This is a genomic window from Ruegeria sp. BG6 (assembly GCF_056538465.1).
Genome location: NZ_JBQFTB010000001.1, coordinates 585,685 through 608,471 on the forward strand (window position 1 = coordinate 585,685; position 22,787 = coordinate 608,471).

Sequence of the window (22,787 nt, forward strand, 5' to 3'; positions counted from 1 at the left end):
CGTCAGAGATTTACAGGCGCGCCGCAGCAACCACAAGCAACGAAACTTAACCGCGCAACCGGTCGCGATGTCGTGCCAGCCAATGGGCCAAGGTCAGCAGTGGCATGTCCTTGAAGGCATGACTGTCAACCATTCCAATGAATTCGGCATACGAGAAAATCCGGCTACGGATGTTCTCGCCCTCGGAAGACAGGCCACCATTGTCGGTCGTTTCGGTCAGGTCAGCCAATCCCAAATACAGATGGACGAACTCGGTCGACGAACCGCTGGAAGAATACACCCCTCCGGCGTACTCCAGCGCACTGGGGGTCACGTGCGCTTCTTCCTGAGTTTCGCGAATTGCCGCCTGTGCGGGCGTTTCGCGAGGATCGATCATGCCCGCGACCGGCTCCCACATCCAAGGTTCCGGGTCGTCGATCAAAAAGACCGGCACGCGAAACTGTTCGACCAGCAAGACCGTGTCCCGTAACGGATCGTAGGGCAGAACAACGACGGCGCTTCCCTGCATCAACCCATTGTAGTTCAGAACCGGACCCATTGATCCGTCGTAATGGCGGTGTTGAAACCTGATTTCATCAATCCCAAAATAGTTGATGTAGGCGGACTTGCGATCATGGACGATCACGTCCTGCGCCGTGTCGCGCGCATCACCGGTCTGACGCCGGCGCGCAGCCAATCTGGCCCAGGCCCGGGTCCGGATGGCTGGAAAACTTCGAGCAATCTCAGCGGCTTCGACCTTGCCGTAATGGGCCATCACCTCATCTGCGGCAAGTAGCGTCAGTTCTCCCCAATCTCCAAACCAGTCCTTCAGGGACCAGGGTTGGTCCGGCGTCCAAAGGTTGGGTTCTGGAAAGAATACGCTTGCCGTCGCCTTCGTTCCGTCAGGCAGCTCAAGGTCACGGGGGCTGAGGTTGTAATCGAAACCACCTTCGTAGTAAGTCAGCCGTTTCAAATCCTCGGGACCGAATCCCTGCACCAGCAAACCTTCAGCCTTGCTGCCATTCTCGCTGACAATCATCGGAAAGCTTTGCCCCTTCACACCATAGACGGCGTGGTCGGGCAATCTGGCCTCAGATATTTTCAACTCAGACAGCGGGCGGCCAAGCACACGTTCCAGCAACGGCTGGCACCTGAGCGTGCCGTAAAAAAATAGATCAGACACGGGGATAGAGCTTTCTTGTTCAGTCGCTTAACGCCAGCGGCGACTCGCTTCTTCGGTCGCCAACCCGGTTATGACAGCGCCCACCGCAAGCGTCACCAGAATGTTCGGAACAATCAGCTGCTCGCCAAACTCGACACCAAGCTTGAAAATCGCAAGGACCGCCTCGAACGGGCCGTCATACCTGTGACGCATCGCCAGGCGGAACATCTCATAGGTGCCCTGCACGAAAAGTCCCCAGAACACCAAAGATGCGACACCGGTCAGTCCGTTGTTGACACCTGCCGTCCATCCGCGACCAGCCCGCTTGCCCATGATTTTCCATCCGCAAACGAACCCAAGCGTAATGTTGACCAGAGTGAAATAGCCGTAATCCTTACCCTCGTCCCCGTTTTCGATGATCATCGTGGAGACAATAAAGGCAACCACCACCAGACATACAGCGGCAACTAGACGTGAGGCACTGGGCATACGAGGGGTCCGTTCGTTAACTCGGTTTTGCTATGGTGATCTGTGTCACATCGCAATTGCCGGTGTCAAAGGCCGCGCCGCATGCAGTCAAATAATAATTCCACATGCGGCGAAAACGCTCATCAAAGCCCATTTGGGAAATCTCTTCCCACTTGGCATTGAACGTCTCGTACCAGCGTCGAAGAGTCAGGTCGTAGCTTTTACCGAATTCGCGTGACTTCATCACACTCAGCCCGGCGCGTTCAATCTCTTGCCGGAGGATGGTTGGAGACGGCAACATTCCACCGGGAAATATGTATTTCTGAATGAAATCAACACCGTTTTTGTAATAGTCCCAGCGGTGATCACCCACCGTAATGATCTGAAGCGTGGCCTGACCGCCGGGTTTCAGCCGGTCGCGTACTGTCTCGAAGTAGACAGGCCAGTACTTCTGCCCAACCGCCTCGAACATCTCGATCGAGGCGATCCCGTCGTAATGCCCCTGTTCGTCGCGGTAATCCTGAAGCTTGAACTCAACCTGATTCAATAGCCCAAGATTTTCAATACGTTGCCGCGCAAAGTTCAACTGTTCCTGACTGAGCGTAAGGCCGGTGACGCGCAGCCCACGTTCCTTTGCGGCATATTCGGCAAAACCGCCCCAACCGCAACCGATTTCCAGTATGTGATCCCCCGGCTTGGCACCCATTTCGTCCACAAGGCTTGCGTATTTTGCGATCTGCGCATTTTCCAGACTTTCCTGCCCGGTCTCGAACAATGCGCTGGAATAGGTCATCGTATCGTCCAGCCACAGGGAATAGAAATCATTACCCAAATCGTAGTGGTACGAGATATTTTTTCGGGCCTGCTTGCGGTTGTTTCGATGCAACCAAAACCGAAGCCTTTCATAGGCCTGAACCAGAAACCGACCGGTGAAATCGTCATAAACGGCCTCTGATTCCAGATGAACCAGATCCATGAACGACCGCAGGTCAGGCGTGCTCCAACCGCCCTCCAGATAGGCGTCGGAAAAACCAAGCTCACCCTCGCGAACCAGTCTGGAAAAAACATCCGGATCATGAATATCGACCTGCGCCACCGGCCCGGGCTTTGCGCCTTCGGTTCGAAACACCCGACCATCAGGCAAGACAATATCCAGCCGTCCATTTTCCATCCCGCCAAGCATTTTCAGCACTTGTGAAAAATATCTGGGCAGGTTCTTCTGCCCTTCAGTTGTGGTCAGGATCATCCGCTCTCCCCTGTGCGGTCGTAGAAATAAGCTAGGCCGAGTTTCTGTTTCTGGCAAGTTTTCAGTTCGTTACCGACTTTTCGCCTGTTCATAAGCTGTCAGAGCTCGTTTTCGACCGTCCGCCAATTCCACAATCGGCGAAGGGTAACGCGCGTCCGGCGCCAGCCCCCATGAATTGGGCGCAGCATCAAAGTATGCCAGCGCGGTCTTCGGTGGATTATCCTGGATTTCCGCGATCCATCGTTGCCTGTAAACCGCATCCGGGTCGAATTTCTGTGCCTGCGTCTGCGGATTGAATATCCGAAAGAACGGCGCCGCATCCGGCCCCGAACCTGCGACCCATTGCCAACCCATCGCGTTGCAGGCCGGATCCCAGTCGATCAGGCAATCCTCAAACCAGTTCATCCCGACTTTCCAGTGTGTCATGAGGTGTTTGGTCAGGTAGCTTACCACAACCATCCTCGCGCGGTTGTGCATCCGGCCTGTCACATACATCTGCCGAAGTCCGGCATCCACGATTGGAACGCCGGTTCTGGCCTGCTTCCACGCCATAACCGACGGGGCTTGGCCATCCTCAAGCCAAGGAAATCCATCCCATTCGGGCCGCCAGTTGTTCGTCAGTAACCGAGGCGAGTGATACATCAGATGATACGCGAATTCCCGCCAGATCAATTGCCGCAGAAAGGCGTCGGTTCCGGGAATGCCCATCATCGAGGCGTTCTGAACGGCGTGCCACACCGTTCGCGGCCCAATCTCGCCCAGTGACAGATATTCGGACAGGTTCGAGGTGCCGTCTACATCCAAACAATCGCGTCGTTCCTGATACCGTTCGATCCGATCCAGAAACTCTAGCAGGCAATCATTGGCGGACCTTTCACCAGGTTGCACATACGGCCGAACGACCCGGCTTCCTCTGTTCATCGCAGCCCCAAGGGACCAGTCGACCATATCCTCGGATTTCGGCCAATTATCAGGATTTTTCAGCCTTGATGGAGCATCCTGCGGAACAGGTATCTCCTTCTCCCGCACCGCGCGCCACATCGGTGTGAAAACCTTAAAGGGTTGTCCGGATTTGGTTGCGACCTGCCACGGTTCAAACAGCAAATGTCCGTCGAACGACCTTGCATCAATACCGCCATCTGTCAGGGTTGCCTTGATACGAGTGTCACGGGCGATGGCATCCGGATCATAAGCGCGGGTCCAAAAAACCGATGCGGCCCCGGTCTCGGCTATCAGTTCTTTCAAAACGTTCAGCGCATTGCCGCGTCGAAGGATCAGGCGGCTACCGACGTCCCGAAGCCTGCTGGCGAACGCCTCGAGCCCCAGACCCAGGCGCCATTTGGGGGCTGCACCCAGACCGCGCACAAGGTCGTCAAATACGAAAACCGGAATGACGGGGCGGCCTGTCGCTGCGGCAGCGCAAACCGCGGGATGGTCGGACAGGCGCAAATCCCTGCGAAACCATAATAGTATTGGCGCTTTGTCTTTCTGCATATCCGCCCCAAGTGTTTATTGGTATTACGAAATCAGGCGGATATTGGATCACAAAACCTTATCCAATGCGTCCAGAAGCTGATCGACTTCCTGTTTCGAAGTGTAGTGCGTGAAACTGACACGCAATACGCCGTGTTCCGGCGCGACCCCCATCGCCTGAAGCGGGCGGACAGCGTAAAAGTCACCGCCACCCGCCATAACACCATGATCGGAAAGGTCACGGGCAACGGATTCCGCTTCACGGTTCAGCGATATCGCAACCGTAGGTGCCCGCATCGAAGCGTTTGCCGGGCCAATCAGGCGAACCGTGTTGCGGTCCTTTACCGCATCCAGCAACGGCTGAAGTAGGTCCATTTCATGTGCGCGCATCAGGTCGTGAACAAATTCACCGCGCGCGCTTGCATCGGTGTCAGGCCCGCCGTGGTGATCGCACAGAAGGTCGACATAGTCGGCCATGCCCGCGCTTGCAGCGATCTGCGCATGATCCGGCCCTGCCGGGGTAAAGCGTTTGTACAAAACATCACCGTTGAAGAAATGCGCCTGGTTCGGAAGCATTTCCCCAAGCGTGCGGCGAATGACCATGCATCCCTGATGAGGACCATAAGTCTTATATGCTGAGAACAGGTAGATATCCGGCCCCAGTTCTCCAACATTCGGAAAACCATGCGGCGCGTAAGAGACGCCATCGACGCAAACAAATGCACCTGCGGCATGGGCAATAGCGGTGATTTCCGTGACAGGGTTGATCTCGCCCACAACGTTCGAGCAATGCGGGAAACAGATCAGCCGCACCTTTTCATCCAGAAGGTCTTCCAGATCCTGTGGGTTCAAGGAACCAGTATCCGGATCAATTTTCCATTCGCGGATTTCGATGCCGTCGTCGGCAAGGCGCCTCCAAGGTCCGGAGTTCGCTTCGTGGTCCTGATTGGTAACAACAATCGCCTCACCCGGCTTCATCCACTGCCGAAACGCCTGCGCCAGGACATATGTATTCTGCGTGGTGGACGGACCAAAACTCAGCTCATCTGTGTCAACGCCCAGAATGGCGGCCATGCGCGCGCGCGCCTCGTCCATTTCCTCGCCCGCCAGGCGGCTGGCCTCGAAAGGTGCATAGGGCTGAACCTTGCGCTGCCTGTAGAACCGCGTCAGCCTGTCGATGACCGGTTTGCATGTATAAGACCCGCCAGCGTTTTCAAAAAACGCCTGCCCCTGAAGGCCGGGTTCAGAAAAGGCCGGGAATTGTGCCCGAACAAAATCGATATCCAGTTTGGTCATGGCTCGCTACTTTCTCGTCATGCTGCGCATCAGGGGCAAGGTGCCCGGGCATGATCCCGGATCCCTCAGAAATCATGGCAGGTCTTCCAGCCCAGCCGCAGACCTCATCATGAAAACAAGGAAGTGCAGGCAAATCTTCAGTCGGGACGTTCCCAAACGAAGATCCCGGATAATTAGCCAGCCGCTTTCGCGTTGGTCAACCGGAACGTGAGGGGAAAAGACACCCGTCTAACTTCGCTGCCTCGGTCAGGACTTCATCGGATCTCAAGCTCATCAGAGATTTGCTTTCGATATTCTTGATTATGCAAGCAAGGCGAGCGTTCAGCAAAAGCAGCGATTTCATTTCAATGAACAGAACCGCAAATCGGACACAAAAGGCAAACAGGCCGGGGATTTGAACCGGCCCGCTTTTTGACATACAGCAGATTGTTAGCCCTGAACCTTGGTATAGGTCCCCTCACCCGCAAGAATGCCGCGGAAACCGCCGGGTTCGTCCAATCCAAACACGATCAAAGGAAGGTTGTTGTCGCGCGCCAGTGCAATGGCCGAGGCATCCATGACCCGCAGGCGTTTTGCCAGAACATCGTCATAGCTGACGGTGTCATAGCGCTGTGCGTCGGCGTGAACCTTGGGATCCTTGTCATAAACACCGTCGACACCGTTTTTGCCCATGAAGATGGCTTCGCACGCCATTTCGTTGGCCCGCAGCGTGGCCGCCGTATCCGTTGTAAAATAAGGGTTTCCGGTTCCGGCCGCAAAAATGCAGACCCGTTTCTTTTCGAGATGTCGCACAGCGCGGCGGCGAATATAGGGTTCACATACCTCGTCCATCCGGATGGCGGAAATAACCCGCGTAAATACACCCACCTCCTCAAGCGCGGATTGCATGCCCAATGCGTTCATGACGGTGGCAAGCATTCCCATGTAATCCGCCGTCGTACGCTCCATCCCTTGCGCCGAACCGCTGAGGCCCCGAAAAATGTTGCCGCCACCGATGACCATACAGATCTCGACGCCCAGATCGTGCACAGATTTCACCTCCTGTGCGATACGCTGAACGGTGGGCGGATGCAGGCCGAACCCCTGATCCCCCATCAGCGCTTCGCCCGATATTTTCAGCATCACGCGCTTGTATTTTGTCTTGGGGGTTTCGGTTGTCTCGGTCGAAGGGGATTGGCTCATGTTGCGCTCCGGGCTGGCACAGGTTTAATTCCGGCGCAAAATGAAGCAAAAGCACCGCAGGTTCAATGCGGAACGTTAGGAATAAGGCAGTCCAGATGGCCAACGCAATCTCATCGCGGTTTTGGGACATGTTGCCCCCCGTTCCGGATGACAAGCCTGTTCTGATCGCCGGGCCCACTGCGTCAGGAAAATCGGCGCTTGCGCTGCAGATTGCCGAAAAGTTCGGTGGTGTCATCGTCAATGCCGATGCAAGCCAGGTTTACGATTGCTGGCGGGTGATTTCAGCGCGCCCGTCGGTCGAGGAAGAAGCCCGTGCGCCACACCGTCTCTATGGACACATTCCATTTGACCAGATCTATTCGGCAGGACACTGGCTGCGCGAGGTCAAACCCCTTTTGAACTCAGCTGAGCGTCCCATAATTGTGGGCGGCACCGGGCTGTACTTTTCAGCACTGACTGAAGGAATGGCAGAAATTCCCGCGACGCCACCTGAAGTGCGGGCGCAAGCGGATAAGTTGGAACTGCCCGCTCTGATCGCAGGTGTCGATCCCGACACTTTAGACAAGCTGGACATCAACAACCGCGCCCGCGTTCAGCGCGCATGGGAAGTAAAGACCGCGACCGGACGCAGTTTGTCGGACTGGCAGGTAGATACCCCACCCCCGGTTCTTGCCTTGTCTGATACCGTTCCCATTGTTCTTGACGTCGACAAAAACTGGCTGCTGGACCGTATCATTCGTCGCTTTGATCTCATGCTGGAAACAGGGGCCTTGGACGAGGTTGAAGCGATGCTGGATCGGTATGATCCGACCCTGCCGGCCTGCAAGGCCATCGGCGTCCCGGAACTGGTTGCTTACCTCGATGGCCGAATGACTATGGATCAGGCCCAGGAACGCGCCACGATCTCCACTCGGCAGTTTGCCAAGCGTCAGCGCACGTGGTTCAGGGCCAGGATGGGAAAGTGGAATCCCGTAGACTTCTCAAAATGATACTAAACATTCCTAACTGAGTGCCGGATACTCTGGCGCATCTTGAATATGTTGCTTCACGGCCTGCCAAACCTCGCCAGTCGCGAACGACTTTGTGTACGAATGTATTCATTTCCAAAAGCTCCATCACGCCGCGACTCGCCAGGATGAACGGGGCGCATATGTCGTTTTTGTACTCTGTATGCCGATTTCGAACATTGACGTAATCCGAATTCTGGTGCGGAATACGTTCATGGGGAATGTGAGAATCCAAAAAAGAAGACCCAAATGCTCGTTGAATGCGACCGGCCGGTCTGCCTGATTCCGAGCACACTAAATCGACAAATGTACCACAGGGAGACATCTTGATGAAAAATCGTACCATGACCGGGGCACCAGTTCACTGGGCGGCAGAGATGCACGCGCAGGAATACCGTGACGGCAAGCTAAGCCGCCGCGAGTTCCTGACCCGCGCCACGGGGCTGGGTGTTACGGCTGCTGCGGCATACGGCATGATCGGCCTAGCAGCTCCGGCGCGCGCCGCTGGTGAAGATGCCAAACAGGAAGGCGGAACTATTCGTGTTCAGACCGAGGTTCGCGCACTGAAAGACCCGCGCACCTATGACTGGTCGCAAATCGGCAACTACAGCCGCGGTACTCTTGAATATCTGGTCGAGTACAACTCGGACGGTACATTCCGGGGCATGCTGCTGGAAGGCTGGGAAATCAACGACGACGCGACAGAATATACCCTCAAGGTTCGTCCGGGTGTGAAGTGGAACAATGGCGACGACTTCACGGCCGACGATGTGGCGTTCAACATTGCGCGTTGGTGCGACAAGTCCTCGGAAACCAACTCGATGGCGGGTCGCTTTGCAACGCTGGTCGATGAAGGGACGGGTCAGGCGATCGAAGGTGGCATCGAGGTCGTGGACCCGACGACCGTAAAGCTAAACCTGCCCAAATCCGACATTTCGCTGATTGCGGGCATGTCTGACTATCCGGCAGCGATCGTTCACCAGTCCTTCAGCGAAAATGACCTGCTGAACAACGTGGGCACCGGTCCGTATCTGATGAGCGAACTGGAAGTCGGCGTCAAAGGTGTTCTTGTCCGCAACGAGGAACATACCTGGTGGGGCGAGGAAGTTTTCGGCCGTCCGGCGCTCGACCGTATCGAATACATTGACTACGGCACCGACCCGTCTGCGTGGCTGGCGGCTCTGGAATCTGATGAAGTCGACATGCTGTACGAGTCGGTTGGTGAATTCATCGACGTCATGGACGGCCTCGGCTACGTGAAATCCGAAGTTATCACCATGGCTTCGATTGTAATCCGTCCGAACCAGCTGGCCGAAGTTGACGGCAAGCAACCCTATGCGGACAAGCGTGTGCGCCAGGCTCTTCAGATGGCCGTGGATAACTCGGTCTGTCTGGAACTGGGCTATGGCGGCCGTGGCACAACTGCCGAAAACCATCACGTCGGTCCGATCCACCCGGAATACCCTGAACTGCCGCCGCAGAAGGTCGACCCGGAAGGTGCGCGCAAGCTGATGGAAGAGGCCGGTATGGCCGATTTCGAGCACGAGCTGATCTCGATCGACGACGATTGGCGCCGCAACACGACAGACGCCGTGGCGGCGCAGCTTCGCGATGCGGGCATCAACGTCAAACGGACCGTTCTGCCGGGCAACACGTTCTGGAACGACTGGGTGAAGTATCCCTACAGCTCGACCAACTGGAACCACCGTCCACTGGGTGTTCAGATCTGGGCGCTGGCCTACAAATCGGGCGAAGCCTGGAACGAATTCGGCTGGTCCAATCCTGACTTCGACGCGATCCTCGACGAAGCGCTTGCCATCGCGGATGCGGACAAACGCCGCGAGGTCGCTGCACGTGGCGCCGCGCTGATCCAGGAAGAAGGTGTGACGATCCAGCCATACTGGCGCGCACTCTACCGTCACATGAAGGACGGGTTGGTGGGCACCGACATGCACGTGTCGTTCGAACACCACCACTACAAGTGGGGTTGGGCAGCCTAAACACTGCCGACTGCAAACCGGGGGCGCCTGATCGGGGCGCCCCTTTCCAGCCGCAGACTAGCCGACACGGGGTCGGATGTCCGAGGCCAGATAATGGTCCAATGATCTGCGGAACACCTGAACAAAGGGGCCATCATGGGACTTTTCATCCTCCGTCGGTCAGGCGTGATGCTGCTTACAGCTTTGTGTCTGACATTCGTGGTCTTCTTTCTGACCAATCTTTACCCGAATCTTGAAAAACTGGCCAAGACACAGGGCAACCAGCGGATGTCGGACGAGCAGGTGGAAGCCTGGCTTGAAAACCGCGGCTACAGAGAGCCGATGCTGATCAAATACGGCCAATGGCTGGGTGTGGCCCCCGGGTTCACCAACACGCTGGCAGACGGCCAGTTTGTCGGCACCTGTGTGCGCCCTGGCACGACCCCGGAAACGACGCCCAGCTATTGCGGCGTTCTGCAGGGTGAATGGGGCTATTCGACCGTATTCAAGGACGACGTCGGCAGCATTGTTGCAAAGCGTCTGGGGAATACCGGGTATCTGATGTTCTGGGTTCTGGTCCTGATGGTTCCTTCGGCGCTATTGGTCGGTGTATTGGCGGGAATGCGGGAAGGATCGGCGCTGGACCGTTCCCTGTCGACATTTTCGATCATCACGACAGCGACACCTGAATATGTGTCCGGCGTTATCTTCATCGCGATCTTCACCTCGTCCACGGTCGGCCTGAAATGGTTCAAGGGCACGGCCACACAGGCGATGGACAACCCGACATTCGAGAACTTCTTCCTGCCGGTTCTGACTATTGCCCTCTACGGGATGGGATATATCGCCCGAATGACCCGCGCCTCGATGACCGAGGTGATGACCGCTCAATACATCCGGACCGCCCGTCTGAAAGGGGTATCGTTCGGCAATATCGTTATGAAACACGCATTGCGCAACGCACTGATCGCGCCGTTCACCGTCATCATGCTGCAGTTCCCATGGCTGCTGAATGGTGTCGTGATCGTCGAGACCCTGTTCAACTACAAGGGTTTCGGTTGGGCGCTGGTGCAAGCCGCGGGCAACAACGACATTCAGCTGTTGCTGGCAATCTCGGTCGTGTCGGTCTTCGTGGTGCTGATCACGCAGCTGATCTCGGACATCGGCTATGTGTACCTCAACCCGCGCATCCGCATTTCGTAAGGGAGATAGAACATGGAACCTCTAAGCTGGACCGGCTCTATCGCCTTTCTGAATCCCCTGCTGATGATCGCGATTGCGGTACTGGTATTGTCGATCCTGGTCTGGATCCTGGCCAGTATCGTCCTGCCCGAAGCCCAGGTGAGCGTCAATCCGGATGGCACGCTCAGCTCGGCCGGCGGGGTGCGTGGGCTGATACAGTCGTCATTGCGCCTTAGTTTTCTGGCCTCAGTCGGCCTGGTGCTTGCCTATATCGTGCTGGGCATCCTGTTCGGAACCGGTGCCGGTATCATCGGTGCCATCTCGCAACAATTCCTGCCTGTCTGGGTGTCACTGATCATACTTTATGCCATGTCGATCGCCTTCAAGCGGCGGCTGGGGCTGTACGGCAAACTTTACGACAGCCCAATCGGCATGATCGGTTTTGGCCTTGTCATGTTCTGGGTCTTTACCGGGATATTCGGAGCGATGGACCTGATCGTGACGCACGACCCGCTGGCGCAAGTCTCGGGTATGAAGAACAAGGTCCCTGGCACTCCGCTGCCAAATCTGGAGGAAGGCGAATTCGCCTGGTATCTGCTGGGAGGAGACAATCTGGCGCGCGATGTGTTCAGCCGGATGGTCAAGGGCGCCTGGATCGTTGTGCAGATCGCACCACTGGCCACCATGTTTGCATTCATGGTGGGGATCACGTTGGGTCTGCCAGCCGGTTACTATGGCGGACGGCTGGATACGTTTCTGTCTTTCCTTGCCAACCTGATCCTGGCCTTCCCCGTGATCCTGCTGTTCTATCTGCTGGTCACCCCGGAGATCGTCGCGACAGGTGTGCCGAACTACATGGCGGCCGTCCTGTTCCTGTTCCCGATCCTGTTTCTTGGGGTGCTGCTGAACTCACGCTATTACACGCGGCCAAAATTCCGCACGCCACTTCTGATCGGGGTGTTGGGCGTTGCGATCTGGCTGTACCTGTCGCTGATTTCGACAGGCGGTTACGTGATCAACACCGATGACTATCGCATCTGGGGTCTGCCGACCTATCTGGATCTGTTCGATATTCCGGGCGGTATTCTGGTTGTGTTCGTTTCCGTGGTCTTTGTGAACTCACCAACCGTGTTCCGTATCGTCCGTGGCCTCGCGCTGGACATCAAGACACGCGATTATGTGGCGGCGGCGCAAACCCGTGGTGAAGGTCCCTGGTACATCATGCTATGGGAAATCCTGCCAAACGCGCGCGGCCCGCTGATCGTCGATTTCTGTCTGCGTATCGGCTATACCACCATCCTTCTGGGAACGTTGGGTTTCTTCGGACTGGGTTTGCCGCCTGAAAGCCCGGACTGGGGTTCGACGATCAACGAGGGGCGCAAGCTGTTGTCGATCTATCTGCACCCGGCCCTTCCGCCCGCGCTTGCGCTCTTGTCGTTGGTTCTTGGTTTGAACCTGCTGGCAGATGGTTTGCGCGAAGAAAGTCTGAAGGACTGATGTGATCGAGGCCGGAGGCCCTGCCCCCGGACCCCCGGAGTATTTTCGAAAAGATGAAGTTGGTCGCTTGAACAGCTTCATCAGGGAGTAGGAAACGATGAACAAACTGGCGGAATATGACGGCCCGATCCTGGAGATTGACAAGCTGTCGATTTCATTCTTCACCCGCCTGCGGGAAATACCTGCCGTAATGGATTTCTCGGTCAGTGTGCAGCCGGGCGAGGCTGTGGGACTGGTCGGTGAGTCCGGTTGCGGGAAATCGACCGTTGCGCTGGGTGTCATGCAGGACCTGGGGAAGAACGGGCGTGTCGTGGGTGGTACGATCAAGTTCAAGGGCCGCGATCTGTCCGAGATGACCACTGAGGATTTGCGCGACATTCGCGGCAACGAGATCGCGATGATCTATCAGGAGCCGATGGCCTCGCTGAACCCGGCAATGAAGATCGGCAAGCAGCTGATGGAAGTGCCGATGATTCACGAGGGTGTGGGCGCTGAAGAGGCGTATGCCCGTGCGCTGGAGGTGGTCACCGATGTGCGCCTGCCCGACCCCGAGCGGATGTTGAACTCATTCCCGCACCAGTTGTCGGGCGGTCAGCAACAGCGGATCGTGATCGCCATGGCGCTGATGTCGAAACCAGCACTGCTGATCCTTGACGAGCCGACGACCGCACTGGACGTGACGGTCGAGGCGGCGGTTGTCGAACTGGTCAAGGATCTGGGCAAGAAATACGGCACCTCGATGTTGTTTATCTCGCACAACCTCGGTCTGGTTCTGGAAACCTGCGACCGGCTGTGCGTGATGTATTCTGGTGAGGCTGTCGAGCGCGGGTCGATCAAGGATGTGTTCGACGAGATGCAGCACCCCTACACGCAGGCGTTGTTCCGTTCGATACCACTGCCGGGGGCGGACAAGAATTCGCGCCCGCTGGTCGCCATTCCCGGGAATTTCCCCTTGCCCCATGAGCGGCCTCCGGGATGCAACTTTGGCCCGCGCTGCGATTATTTCGAAGAAGGGCGCTGTGATGCGCAGGACATCCTGATGCAGGCGGTGCCCGGCAATGACCGGCACCACACGCGCTGTCTGAAGTTCCAGGAGATCGACTGGAACGCCCCGATCACTGTGGGCGAACAGAAGGAGAAGGCCGAGATCGGCCGAACCGTTCTCAAGATGGACAACCTCAAGAAGTACTACGAGGTTGCGGCGAACGCCTTGTTCGGTGGCGGCGAGAAGAAGGTGGTGAAAGCCAACGAAACACTGAGTTTCGAGGCGCATGAATCCGAGACGCTGGCCATTGTGGGTGAATCCGGTTGCGGCAAATCCACCTTTGCCAAGGTCCTGATGGGGCTTGAAACGGCTACCGACGGTCAAATTCTTCTGGACAACCGCAATATCGAACAGGTCCCGATCGAGGAACGTGATGCCAAGACCGTTGGTGAAGTTCAGATGGTGTTCCAGAACCCGTTTGATACGCTGAACCCATCGATGACCGTGGGGCGTCAGATCATTCGCGCATTGGAGATCTTTGGCGTCGGCAACTCCGAGGCAGAGCGCAAGAAGCGGATGCTGGAACTGCTGGATCTGGTGAAACTGCCCCGCGCCTTCGCCGACCGCATGCCGCGTCAGTTGTCGGGTGGCCAGAAGCAACGGGTCGGTATAGCCCGGGCCTTTGCCGGTGACGCCCGCATCGTTGTGGCGGACGAGCCCGTTTCCGCGCTTGATGTGTCGGTGCAGGCTGCCGTGACCGATCTGTTGATGGAAATTCAGCGCAAACAGAAAACGACTCTGCTGTTCATCAGTCACGATCTGTCGATCGTGCGCTATCTCAGCGACCGTGTGATGGTGATGTATCTGGGCCATGTGGTCGAACTTGGGACCACAGATCAGGTCTTTGCGCCACCATATCATCCATATACCGAAGCCCTGCTGAGCGCGGTGCCCATCGCGGATACGTCGATCCAGAAAGAGCACATTGTTCTGGAAGGCGATATTCCGTCGGCCATGAACCCGCCGCCGGGATGCCCGTTCCAGACCCGCTGTCGGTGGAAGTCACAGGTGCCGGATGGACTGTGCGAGCAACGCGTCCCGCCTGTTCAGACACTGGCGGACGGTCATCAGGTCAAATGTCATTTGGCCGAGGATATCCTTGCCCGAATGGAGCCGGTCATCAAGATTGCCGCAGAATAGGCAACGTGAATCTATTGACAAAGGCCGGTCGTCAGACCGGCCTTTGCTTTTTCGCGCCGCATATTTTTGGACGGCGCCCGGGATATGTTGTGAGTGGTAGCCCCGGTCAGAATTGTGCTCACCCGGTCAGGACGTTGTTTCCGAAATGCATGAATTCCTGATCCATGCCTGCGACCTCGCCGGCCTCCAGTTTCAGACCGGCACTGTCGAGCATCGTATGGCTCTTTTGCGCCTTCACCCATTCATCTGCGGACTGCAACGTTGTCAGCGTGTATGACGTCACTTCGTTCAGGTAATGGGTCGGGATGATTACCTTGGGTTTCAGCCCGGCCACGATATCATTGCCCTGATCATAACTGAGGATGTGCTGGGATCCGTCCACCGGCAGGGTGAGAACATCCACCTGCCCGATGGCATCCCAGAATTCCTGCGGCGGATTGTGGCGGTTGTCGCCCCAGATCAGGGTGCGGATCCCGCCGGTTTCGACGCGGTAGACGACCATGTCCATGTGGCCGACATTGTTCGGCGGGCAGGCCTCGGCTCCGAATTCCGCCAGCGCATTGGTCCAGTCATACCAGCCCGGCGCAACACAGGCATGCTTGTCCGCAAACCCGGTAATCTTGAGATCGGCAAATTCAAAGTTTCCGACCATCCTGTCCAGCACCATGGTCGAACTCGGCCGTTCGATCGCATCATGATCGAAATGCGCGTGGGTTGACATGGTTATGTCCACGGATATCTGCGGAAACTCATTGCGGAACCAAAGCCCCCACGCACCGGACGGATCGTCACGCCACGGGTCGAACAGAACCGTCGCCCCGTTTGGCGATGTGATCTTGATTGCGCAGTGACCGTAATAATCAATCCCCACAGCGCCGGTCGAAGCCTGCCCGGTCGAGCCCTGCAGGTCGATGACGTGGTTATTGTTCCCGGGCTGAAGCCAGGCTTGCGATTGCGCCTGTACCGGCGATCCGGCAACCAGAGACGCCCCTGCCCCCACACCTGCCGCACCAGCAGCCAGAAAGAATGATCGGCGCGACAGGCCGGGTGCCAGTGTGTCCCGTGATCCATTCATGATTGTTGGCTTCAGATCCTTGCGATCCATGTGTCGACCTCCGTGTTGGTTAGGTGCGGTACGATCCGCACCTTCACAGGCAGGCTAACAAGCAAAGGTATCCATTCTCAGACGAGAAATATCGGGGGGTAATATGGGGGCGTTCCCCATACTGAGCCTTCACGAAATCGTGAGCAGATGGCTGCGCAGGTTCTGATCGCGGCCTTCCAGTCCGAGTTTCTTGCGAATGTTGTTGCGGTGAAAATCAATGGTCGAAGTTTCGCGGCACAGAACCTTGGCTATGTCCTTGGTGGTCTTTCCCGTCATAACAAGCTGGGCGATTTCAATTTCTGTCGGTGTCATGATCGAAAACGCGTACGACAACTTGTCAGAGATATCCGAGGTGATCTGTTTCAGATTATCCTCGGCAAGATCCAGATACGCGTGAGAGGCGTCTTCCGCGTTCAGATGATCACGCAGTTTGTGCAGATACGGAAGAACCATGGCCCGAACCTGCTCGACAATCTTCTGGTCCCGATTTTTCCGGTCGTCGTCGAGGCTGGACAACAAAACGCGCAGGGCTGTGTTGGTCTCTCGCAGTTCTTTCGTGCGGGATTGAACCCTGTCTTCCAGTTGCGCCAGCGTCTCATTCAGTTTCGCCTCAAGCGCGCGGCGCAGATAAACCTCCTGCAACAAAGCCAAATCAGCTTCGACCATGCGGGCGAACTGGATCAATCCCTCGCGGAAAAGCAGCGCGCGGCGGTTGCGGTGGCGGTCCAGCACGCAGATCGTTCCGAATATCTCGCCGTCCGGCCACTTCAGCGGCAACCCGATATAAAAGGACATGCCGTGTTCAAGGTCTTCATTTTCGTTCCAGACCGGGTCACATGTCGCGTCCTCGACAACCAGTTCGCCGTCGCGTTCGAAGACGCCCTGACAATACAATTTGGGGTGCAATTGAAAGTTCATGCCGACGGGATACGGATTTTTTGGGTGATCGGATGTGACCAGAACCCTGTGATCGGGCGCATCCGTCTTCATGATCAGGCTGGCCGGAACATCGGCAAGCTGCGCCACAAGATCCACCAACCGCTGCCAATTGGCCATTGTACCTTGCGGGATGTCCGGGCGATTGTGTGGCATCGGATGCCTCGTTGGTGGTGGAGCTTTCCCTCTCAGGTTAGGCCGACCGTAACCCGGCGATCAAGAATCCGCCCCTCCGCAGTGCAGCGAGGCCATTTCAGCCGCCCCAAATCACCTTCACGTAGTTCTGGGTCTCCGCATAAGGCGGTATTCCACCGTGCTTTTCCACGGCCAGGGGACCGGCGTTATACGCCGCCAGAGCCAGCGGCCAGGATTTGAACTTGCGATATTGCCACGACAGGTACCGCGCGCCACCTTCCAGATTTTGCTTTGGATCAAGCGGATCAACCCCCAGCAGATTGGCGGTCTGCGGCATGAGTTGCGCCAGCCCAAGCGCCCCCTTGTGGGATTTCGCAGTAGGGTTCCAGCCACTTTCCTGCTGCACCAGCCGCAGGAAAAGATCTTCGGGGATACTGTGCTTGCGCGCAGCGTCACGGGCCAGCGCCAGATATTGCCCCCGGTATTTGCCGGTATAACGTTTGTTGAATTTCCCCTGGGCGGATTTCGGCTTGAGCCGCTCGGACCCGCGGTACTGGGTCGCGGATCTGCTATCCAGGACTTTGGCCTGCTTTAGGAATATGTCCTTGCGGCTTTTGCTGGACAACGTCTGCGCACTGGCTGGAACCGACGCCAGCAACAGGCCCAGAACAAAGAAGCCACCAATCATAGACCGCATTTATGCTTATCCTGCTCACTCAAAACTCTGCCGGAGTATAGGTATTCCAGCCAATAATGAAAGCTTGGTAAACAAATCCTGAGAGTTTTCCCGCCGGGTGTTGTAACCATCAACTCGGTTTCAACCGGATCGCAGTCCGTATAGGGTCGCTTAGGAACACAGGCGCCAGATTCGGGCGCGATCAAGTCAGAACAGTACGGGGAAATACATGGCGGGTTCAGTCAACAAGGTCATTCTGGTCGGCAATCTAGGCCGCGATCCTGAAGTGCGAACATTCCAGAATGGCGGCAAGGTCTGCAACCTTCGCATCGCCACGTCCGAGACATGGAAGGACCGCAATACAGGTGAGCGGCGCGAACGGACCGAATGGCACACGGTTGCAATCTTCAACGAAGGTCTGGTTCGCGTGGCCGAGCAGTATTTACGCAAAGGCTCGAAGGTCTATCTTGAAGGTCAGTTGCAGACCCGCAAATGGCAGGACCAATCTGGCCAGGACCGCTATTCGACCGAAGTTGTTCTGCAGGGGTTTGGCTCTACCCTTGTGATGTTGGATGCCCGCGGTGAAGGCGGCGGTGGTGGATATGGCGGAAGCCAGTCTGGGAGCTATGGCGGTGGTCAGGCCGGCGGAGGCTATGGCGACTCCTACGGCGGCCAGTCCAGCACACCGGCCCCTGCATCAGGCGGAATCGACGACGACGAGATTCCGTTCTAAGCATAGCGGAGACATATCATGACATGGTCCTTCTCTCTCGGCCGGCTGCTCGGGTCCGAACTGAGGGTCCATGTCACCTTTTTCCTGTTGCTCGCCTGGATCGGGTTCGCGGCCTATACGCAGGGTGGATGGAACGCAGCCCTGCAAAACATCATCTTTGTCCTGCTGCTGTTTGCCTGTGTGGTGGCGCACGAGTTCGGGCACGCGCTTATGGCGCGTCGGTTCGGCATCAATACCCCCGACATAACCCTTTTGCCCATCGGTGGCCTTGCCCGGCTTGAACGCATGCCGGAAAAGCCTATGCAAGAGGTCTGGGTGGCGCTGGCCGGGCCGGCGGTCAATATTGTGATCTGGTTTGTGCTGGTCACTTTTGGGGCCAGCATGCCCATTGAAACGATGGCCCAGATCGACTCGGTCCATATCGGACTTTTGAACCGGTTGGCCTATATCAATCTCCTGCTTGCTGCATTCAACATGATCCCGGCATTTCCGATGGATGGCGGACGCGTTTTCCGGGCCCTGCTATGCCTCAAGATGGACCGGGTCAAAGCCACCCGCGTCGCAGCAATGGGCGGGCAAGTTGTGGCGATTGGTTTGGGCTTTCTGGGCCTGAATACAGGCAACCCCATTCTGGTGCTCATTGCTGTCTTTGTTTTCATCGCGGCCAACGCGGAAAGTCAGGATGTCGCAATGCGGTCTGTGGCCCGGCGGGTATTGGCGCGCGACGCCATGATCACCGAATTTCATCCGCTTTCGCCCGACGATACGCTCGACACCGCGGCGCAGGCCGTCATTCATACCACGCAGCACGAGTTTCCGGTGATTGAAGCCGACGGAACGCTATTGGGATTCGTGACCCGCAACCGCCTATTTGCCGCTCTTGAGGGAGATCGTCCCAGATCGGACCCTGCCACTTCGATTATGGAGACGGATATTCCGTCGGTTCAATTGACAAGCGGCCTGGAAACCGTTCTGGACGGTCTGCACAAAGGCGCACCCGCAATTGCCGTTCGAACTGCCGGTGGGCGCATGATTGGGTATATCACACGCGAAAATATTGGTGAGCTGATGGTTCTGCGCGGCCGCTGAAAGCGCCTTACAATCAGCTGATTGAAAGAGCATCCTCAAGTACGGACAGGACCGCATCGCGCGGAACATCAGAGGTCACAAAAGCCTGACCTATCCCGCGCGCCAGAATAAATCGCAATTGTCCATCAATGACCTTCTTGTCCTGCGCCATCAGATCCACCAACGCCTCGGCCCGCGGCAATTCACCGGGAATGTCAGCCAGATCCGTTTTCATCCCCATCGCCTGAAGATGCGCCCGCACCCTGCTGGGATCTTCCTGCGAGCATAGCCCCAGCCGTGAGGACAGTTCAAAAGCCAGGGCGCACCCAATAGCGACACCTTCCCCATGCAAAAGCCTGTCCGAGTATCCTGTTGCTGCCTCTAGCGCGTGACAGAACGTATGACCAAGATTCAGCAAGGCTCGATCACCCTGCTCAGTCTCGTCGCGCGCAACGATGTCGGCTTTCATCTGGACGGACCGGGTAACGGCATGCACGCGGGCCTGCATATCGCCCGACGACACCGAAGGCCCGTTCGTTTCAAGCCACTCAAAGAACGCGGCATCGCCCAACAGGCCGTATTTTACCACTTCCCCGTAGCCCGAAAGAAAGTCCCGCTGTGTCATGGTGCCCAAGACCGAGGTATCCGCAAGCACCAGTGAGGGCTGGTGAAACGCGCCAATCAGGTTTTTGCCTTGGGGTGCGTTGATGCCCGTTTTTCCACCGACCGAGCTGTCGACCTGCGCCAGAAGCGAGGTCGGGATCTGCACGAACCGCACACCGCGCCGCAACACCGCAGCGGCAAATCCGGCCAGATCGCCAATGACGCCGCCGCCGAGGGCGACAACGACATCGCGCCGTTCGATCTTTTCCGCCAGCAGCCATTCGACCGCACGTTCAAAATGAGGCCAGCTTTTTGTCGCCTCGCCGGCGGGCAGTGCCAGCGCGCTCATGCTGATGCCTGCAGATTGCAACCCATCGCGCAAACCATCCAGATGCAATGCGGCGACATTCTCGTCCGTCAGAACCGCCACTTTTGGCCGATGCAGCAAGGGCGCGATAAACTCACCGGACTTCGCCAACAGATCAGGTCCAATCTCAACGTCGTAAGACCGATCTCCAAGTTCCACATTTACGGTTTGATGCATTTATTTTTGTTCCAGAACGTCCGGGCGCGTCATCAAAGACTCGATTACCCGGTTCACCATATTGTCGATCGAAATTTCGCCGTCCGAAACAACGGTCAGATCAGCCTGCGCATAGACCGGCACGCGATCTTCATACAGGGCACGCAAGGTCGCGTGGGGATCAGCCGTGCGCAGCAAGGGGCGCGTGTCTTTGTGCCGGACACGGTTCCACAACACATTCAAATCGGCGCGCAGCCAGACCGACACCCCACGTTCGCTGATCATCCGTCGGTTATCCCCCGACAAAAATGCGCCACCGCCGGTCGAGAGGATGCCTTTTTCCTCATCCAGAAGACGCCCGATGACCTGGCTTTCCTTGGTCCGGAAAAAGGATTCACCATCGCGCTCAAAGATTTCCGGGATCGTCATATTCGCCGCCGATTCGATTTCGGCATCGCTGTCTAGAAAGGGCACGCCAAGCCGCGCAGCAAGGGCGCGACCCACGGCCGTCTTTCCTGCACCCATCATTCCCACCAAAACAACCGTTTTGTGCAGTGCAAAGCCTGCTGACGGGTCAACCGTGCGGGTGTTATGCTTAATTTCGCTCATTTCACCGTGAATGACGTGATCTTGTGAAAATTGCCAGTTATAACTTGGTCAAAATCAAAAATTGAGGCAGCGTTGAGCCATGGGCCGCTTGATCAAGTTCGTTATATATATCATTTGCCTGAGTTTCATCGGGCTGGTGGCCTATACCTATGTTGGCCCCTACTTCGGCGCGGACTTCTCTGCCCCGCAAAGTGAAATACGCGAACCGGTTGATTTGGATGCAAATTAAAGCAGCGGCGGTGTTGCTGGTTCTGGCTGGTACGGCGCAAGCGCAACAGGAACCTCTCTCGGCCATTGACTGGTTGACCGATCCGCCCGAAAACCTGCCAGGTACAGTTCTGCTGGAACCCCCGGTTACCCAGACCGGCATTCAGCCCGACGTCCAGGTCACACCGCTCGAGGCTTTATCGCAACCGCTGGGTCTCGTGTCATCATCGGTCACCGGGCTGCCCGTCGATCTGTGGCAGAACAGCGATCCAGATCGTCTGGCCGAGCTGATTGCGGATGTTCCGGTCAAATACAATGCAGCGATGCAAAGGTTGCTATTCACCCTGCTGTTATCTGAAGCGCGGGCGCCCTCGGGACCAGAAGCGGAAGAAACGCTGTTATTGGCCCGCCTGGACCGGCTGATGCAATTGGGGGCCGCTGATCCCGCCCAGTCTCTGGTTCAACTTGCCGGACCAACCGACAGCCAGGCGCGATTTCAGCGCTGGTTTGACGCCACACTTCTGACTGGCGACGAGGACCGCAGCTGCACCGCATTGATTGCACAGCCTTATCTGTCGGCCGACTACGCTGCTCAAATCTTCTGTAAGGCGCGCCGCGGAGACTGGGTCTCGGCCGCGCTGACACTGGAAGCCGCGCATGCGTTGCAAATTCTGCCCGACGAAGATCTGGCGGTTCTTGATCGCTTCCTTAGCCCTGAACTTTTTGAAGGGGCCGCATATCTGCCGCAGCCTGAAAACCCCGATCCGCTGAGTTTCCGGCTGTTCGAGGCCATTGGCGAACGCTTGCCCTCGGCCCCTTTGCCCCGAGCATTTGCAAACGCGGACCTGCGCGATGTTGCAGGCTGGAAAGCCCAGATTGAGGCAGCCGAACGTTTGACGAGAATCGGCGCTTTGACCCCCAATCAGTTGCTTGGCCTGTATACCGAACGCAAACCTGCGGCCTCGGGCGCGGTCTGGGATCGGGTTGCGGCTGTTCAACGGTTTGAAAGCGCGCTTGAAACCGGGAACCCCAACTCCATTGCCGAAGCCCTGCTGACGGTCTGGAAACAGATGCGCGACATCGGGCTGGAAGTTCCTTTTGCCGAACTGTTTGCCGAGCGGCTGTCGCGGGTTACGCTTCCAGATGACGCATCCGAAGCCTTGCGTTGGCGCATTCTGCTTTTGTCTGAATTGTACGAAACCGCTGCAATTGACATACCTGAAACGGAACAAGGAACACAGTTTCTGGCAGCACTGGCGCAAGGTGATCCCGGTCGTGCCAAATCACCATCTCCACTTGCAGATGCCGTTGCCGAGGGGTTTGTCTGGGCCGCACCGATCCCATCCGACATCGAAACCTTGCTGGCCAATGATCAGCTGGGCGAGGCCATTCTGGAGGCCATGACCCTCTTTGCCCATGGTGCACGCGGAAATCTTGTGGACCTGACCGCTGCCATCGCCACTTTGCGCCGCGTCGGACTTGAAGATACAGCCCGTCGCGCGGCGCTTCAGTTACTGATCCTTCAAGGAGTTTGAG

General features: G+C 57.0%; 20 protein-coding genes. 9 read left to right on the forward strand and 11 right to left on the reverse strand.

Annotation, left to right across the window (positions count from 1 at the left end):
- Nucleotides 1–46: 46 nt before the first annotated feature.
- The 6 genes from ACR0JW_RS02965 to pyrH all read right to left on the reverse strand — a co-directional run bounded on the left by ACR0JW_RS02965 (nt 47) and on the right by pyrH (nt 6,806).
- Nucleotides 47–1,162 (reverse strand): NUDIX domain-containing protein, encoded by a 1,116-nt coding sequence (locus ACR0JW_RS02965; protein WP_170676812.1) that lies wholly within the window; start codon nt 1,160–1,162, stop codon nt 47–49.
- A 27-nt stretch (nt 1,163–1,189) separates the two neighbouring features.
- Nucleotides 1,190–1,630 (reverse strand): TrgA family protein, encoded by a 441-nt coding sequence (locus tag ACR0JW_RS02970; RefSeq protein ID WP_480713565.1) that lies wholly within the window; start codon nt 1,628–1,630, stop codon nt 1,190–1,192.
- Nucleotides 1,631–1,646: 16 nt separating this feature from the next.
- Nucleotides 1,647–2,855 (reverse strand): class I SAM-dependent methyltransferase, encoded by a 1,209-nt coding sequence (locus ACR0JW_RS02975; protein WP_480713566.1) that lies wholly within the window; start codon nt 2,853–2,855, stop codon nt 1,647–1,649.
- A 69-nt stretch (nt 2,856–2,924) separates the two neighbouring features.
- Nucleotides 2,925–4,349, reverse strand: coding sequence for a cryptochrome/photolyase family protein (locus ACR0JW_RS02980; RefSeq protein WP_480713567.1), 1,425 nt, complete (start codon nt 4,347–4,349; stop codon nt 2,925–2,927).
- A gap of 48 nt (nt 4,350–4,397) precedes the next feature.
- Nucleotides 4,398–5,624, reverse strand: a complete 1,227-nt coding sequence (locus ACR0JW_RS02985; protein ID WP_170676808.1) for an aminotransferase class V-fold PLP-dependent enzyme — start codon at nt 5,622–5,624, stop codon at nt 4,398–4,400.
- A 429-nt stretch (nt 5,625–6,053) separates the two neighbouring features.
- Nucleotides 6,054–6,806: a UMP kinase gene (gene pyrH, locus ACR0JW_RS02990; protein WP_170616353.1), complete on the reverse strand. Its 753-nt coding sequence runs from the start codon at nt 6,804–6,806 to the stop codon at nt 6,054–6,056.
- 95 nt (nt 6,807–6,901) lie between these two features.
- On the opposite strand from pyrH, the gene miaA reads away from it, so the two are divergent.
- The 5 genes from miaA (at nt 6,902) to ACR0JW_RS03015 (ending at nt 14,656) form a co-directional block, all read left to right on the forward strand.
- Nucleotides 6,902–7,795 carry a tRNA (adenosine(37)-N6)-dimethylallyltransferase MiaA gene (miaA, locus tag ACR0JW_RS02995; RefSeq protein WP_170676804.1) on the forward strand — a complete coding sequence of 298 codons (894 nt, stop codon included), beginning with the start codon at nt 6,902–6,904 and terminating at the stop codon, nt 7,793–7,795.
- 347 nt (nt 7,796–8,142) lie between these two features.
- Nucleotides 8,143–9,813: an ABC transporter substrate-binding protein gene (locus ACR0JW_RS03000; RefSeq protein WP_170806228.1), complete on the forward strand. Its 1,671-nt coding sequence runs from the start codon at nt 8,143–8,145 to the stop codon at nt 9,811–9,813.
- A 135-nt stretch (nt 9,814–9,948) separates the two neighbouring features.
- The gene (locus tag ACR0JW_RS03005) at nt 9,949–10,995 is read left to right on the forward strand and encodes an ABC transporter permease (protein ID WP_170676800.1); all 1,047 of its coding nucleotides are present in this window, start codon (nt 9,949–9,951) and stop codon (nt 10,993–10,995) included.
- A gap of 12 nt (nt 10,996–11,007) precedes the next feature.
- Nucleotides 11,008–12,471, forward strand: a complete 1,464-nt coding sequence (locus ACR0JW_RS03010) for an ABC transporter permease (protein ID WP_170676798.1) — start codon at nt 11,008–11,010, stop codon at nt 12,469–12,471.
- 97 nt (nt 12,472–12,568) lie between these two features.
- On the forward strand, nt 12,569–14,656 hold the full coding sequence (locus ACR0JW_RS03015) for a dipeptide ABC transporter ATP-binding protein (RefSeq protein ID WP_480713568.1): 2,088 nt from the start codon (nt 12,569–12,571) through the stop codon (nt 14,654–14,656).
- Nucleotides 14,657–14,774: 118 nt separating this feature from the next.
- Here the strand turns inward: ACR0JW_RS03015 and ACR0JW_RS03020 are convergent, their stop codons facing one another.
- The 3 genes from ACR0JW_RS03020 to ACR0JW_RS03030 form a co-directional block, all read right to left on the reverse strand.
- Complete coding sequence (locus ACR0JW_RS03020; RefSeq protein WP_480713569.1) at nt 14,775–15,761, reverse strand: MBL fold metallo-hydrolase; 987 nt, start codon at nt 15,759–15,761, stop codon at nt 14,775–14,777.
- Nucleotides 15,762–15,890: 129 nt separating this feature from the next.
- Nucleotides 15,891–16,853: a LuxR C-terminal-related transcriptional regulator gene (locus ACR0JW_RS03025; protein ID WP_170676794.1), complete on the reverse strand. Its 963-nt coding sequence runs from the start codon at nt 16,851–16,853 to the stop codon at nt 15,891–15,893.
- Nucleotides 16,854–16,950: 97 nt separating this feature from the next.
- Nucleotides 16,951–17,529, reverse strand: coding sequence for a lytic transglycosylase domain-containing protein (locus ACR0JW_RS03030; RefSeq protein WP_170616321.1), 579 nt, complete (start codon nt 17,527–17,529; stop codon nt 16,951–16,953).
- Nucleotides 17,530–17,737: 208 nt separating this feature from the next.
- Here ACR0JW_RS03030 and ssb point away from each other — a divergent pair, with 208 nt between their 5' ends.
- Complete coding sequence (ssb, locus tag ACR0JW_RS03035) at nt 17,738–18,241, forward strand: single-stranded DNA-binding protein (RefSeq protein ID WP_170676792.1); 504 nt, start codon at nt 17,738–17,740, stop codon at nt 18,239–18,241.
- An 18-nt stretch (nt 18,242–18,259) separates the two neighbouring features.
- Nucleotides 18,260–19,330 (forward strand): site-2 protease family protein, encoded by a 1,071-nt coding sequence (locus tag ACR0JW_RS03040; protein WP_480713570.1) that lies wholly within the window; start codon nt 18,260–18,262, stop codon nt 19,328–19,330.
- Nucleotides 19,331–19,343: 13 nt separating this feature from the next.
- Here ACR0JW_RS03040 and aroB read toward each other — a convergent pair whose 3' ends face one another.
- Both aroB and ACR0JW_RS03050 read right to left on the reverse strand, forming a co-directional pair.
- Entirely contained in the window at nt 19,344–20,456 is a 1,113-nt protein-coding gene (gene aroB / locus ACR0JW_RS03045; protein WP_170676788.1) for a 3-dehydroquinate synthase, read from the reverse strand.
- Nucleotides 20,457–21,044 (reverse strand): shikimate kinase, encoded by a 588-nt coding sequence (locus ACR0JW_RS03050; RefSeq protein WP_170676786.1) that lies wholly within the window; start codon nt 21,042–21,044, stop codon nt 20,457–20,459.
- A gap of 79 nt (nt 21,045–21,123) precedes the next feature.
- Here ACR0JW_RS03050 and ACR0JW_RS03055 point away from each other — a divergent pair, with 79 nt between their 5' ends.
- Nucleotides 21,124–21,273, forward strand: a complete 150-nt coding sequence (locus ACR0JW_RS03055) for a hypothetical protein (RefSeq protein WP_170619029.1) — start codon at nt 21,124–21,126, stop codon at nt 21,271–21,273.
- Nucleotides 21,263–22,786, forward strand: coding sequence for a hypothetical protein (locus ACR0JW_RS03060; RefSeq protein WP_170676783.1), 1,524 nt, complete (start codon nt 21,263–21,265; stop codon nt 22,784–22,786). Before ACR0JW_RS03055 ends, ACR0JW_RS03060 begins: the two co-directional genes overlap by 11 nt.
- Nucleotide 22,787: the final 1 nt, after the last annotated feature.

What these genes read in the sequence shown, in the direction of transcription:
- ACR0JW_RS02980 (WP_480713567.1), bottom strand. Translation starts at nt 4,349, where the DNA reads ATGCAGAAAGACAAAGCGCCAATACTATTATGGTTTCGCAGGGATTTG.
- ACR0JW_RS03005 (WP_170676800.1), top strand. Translation starts at nt 9,949, where the DNA reads ATGGGACTTTTCATCCTCCGTCGGTCAGGCGTGATGCTGCTTACAGCT.
- ACR0JW_RS03010 (WP_170676798.1), top strand. Translation starts at nt 11,008, where the DNA reads ATGGAACCTCTAAGCTGGACCGGCTCTATCGCCTTTCTGAATCCCCTG.
- ACR0JW_RS02970 (WP_480713565.1), bottom strand. Translation starts at nt 1,630, where the DNA reads ATGCCCAGTGCCTCACGTCTAGTTGCCGCTGTATGTCTGGTGGTGGTT.
- ACR0JW_RS02975 (WP_480713566.1), bottom strand. Translation starts at nt 2,855, where the DNA reads ATGATCCTGACCACAACTGAAGGGCAGAAGAACCTGCCCAGATATTTT.
- aroB (WP_170676788.1), bottom strand. Translation starts at nt 20,456, where the DNA reads ATGCATCAAACCGTAAATGTGGAACTTGGAGATCGGTCTTACGACGTT.
- miaA (WP_170676804.1), top strand. Translation starts at nt 6,902, where the DNA reads ATGGCCAACGCAATCTCATCGCGGTTTTGGGACATGTTGCCCCCCGTT.
- ACR0JW_RS03050 (WP_170676786.1), bottom strand. Translation starts at nt 21,044, where the DNA reads ATGAGCGAAATTAAGCATAACACCCGCACGGTTGACCCGTCAGCAGGC.
- ACR0JW_RS03020 (WP_480713569.1), bottom strand. Translation starts at nt 15,761, where the DNA reads ATGGATCGCAAGGATCTGAAGCCAACAATCATGAATGGATCACGGGAC.
- ACR0JW_RS03000 (WP_170806228.1), top strand. Translation starts at nt 8,143, where the DNA reads ATGAAAAATCGTACCATGACCGGGGCACCAGTTCACTGGGCGGCAGAG.
- pyrH (WP_170616353.1), bottom strand. Translation starts at nt 6,806, where the DNA reads ATGAGCCAATCCCCTTCGACCGAGACAACCGAAACCCCCAAGACAAAA.
- ACR0JW_RS03060 (WP_170676783.1), top strand. Translation starts at nt 21,263, where the DNA reads ATGCAAATTAAAGCAGCGGCGGTGTTGCTGGTTCTGGCTGGTACGGCG.
- ACR0JW_RS03040 (WP_480713570.1), top strand. Translation starts at nt 18,260, where the DNA reads ATGACATGGTCCTTCTCTCTCGGCCGGCTGCTCGGGTCCGAACTGAGG.
- ACR0JW_RS03015 (WP_480713568.1), top strand. Translation starts at nt 12,569, where the DNA reads ATGAACAAACTGGCGGAATATGACGGCCCGATCCTGGAGATTGACAAG.
- ssb (WP_170676792.1), top strand. Translation starts at nt 17,738, where the DNA reads ATGGCGGGTTCAGTCAACAAGGTCATTCTGGTCGGCAATCTAGGCCGC.
- ACR0JW_RS03030 (WP_170616321.1), bottom strand. Translation starts at nt 17,529, where the DNA reads ATGCGGTCTATGATTGGTGGCTTCTTTGTTCTGGGCCTGTTGCTGGCG.
- ACR0JW_RS03055 (WP_170619029.1), top strand. Translation starts at nt 21,124, where the DNA reads ATGGGCCGCTTGATCAAGTTCGTTATATATATCATTTGCCTGAGTTTC.
- ACR0JW_RS02985 (WP_170676808.1), bottom strand. Translation starts at nt 5,624, where the DNA reads ATGACCAAACTGGATATCGATTTTGTTCGGGCACAATTCCCGGCCTTT.
- ACR0JW_RS03025 (WP_170676794.1), bottom strand. Translation starts at nt 16,853, where the DNA reads ATGCCACACAATCGCCCGGACATCCCGCAAGGTACAATGGCCAATTGG.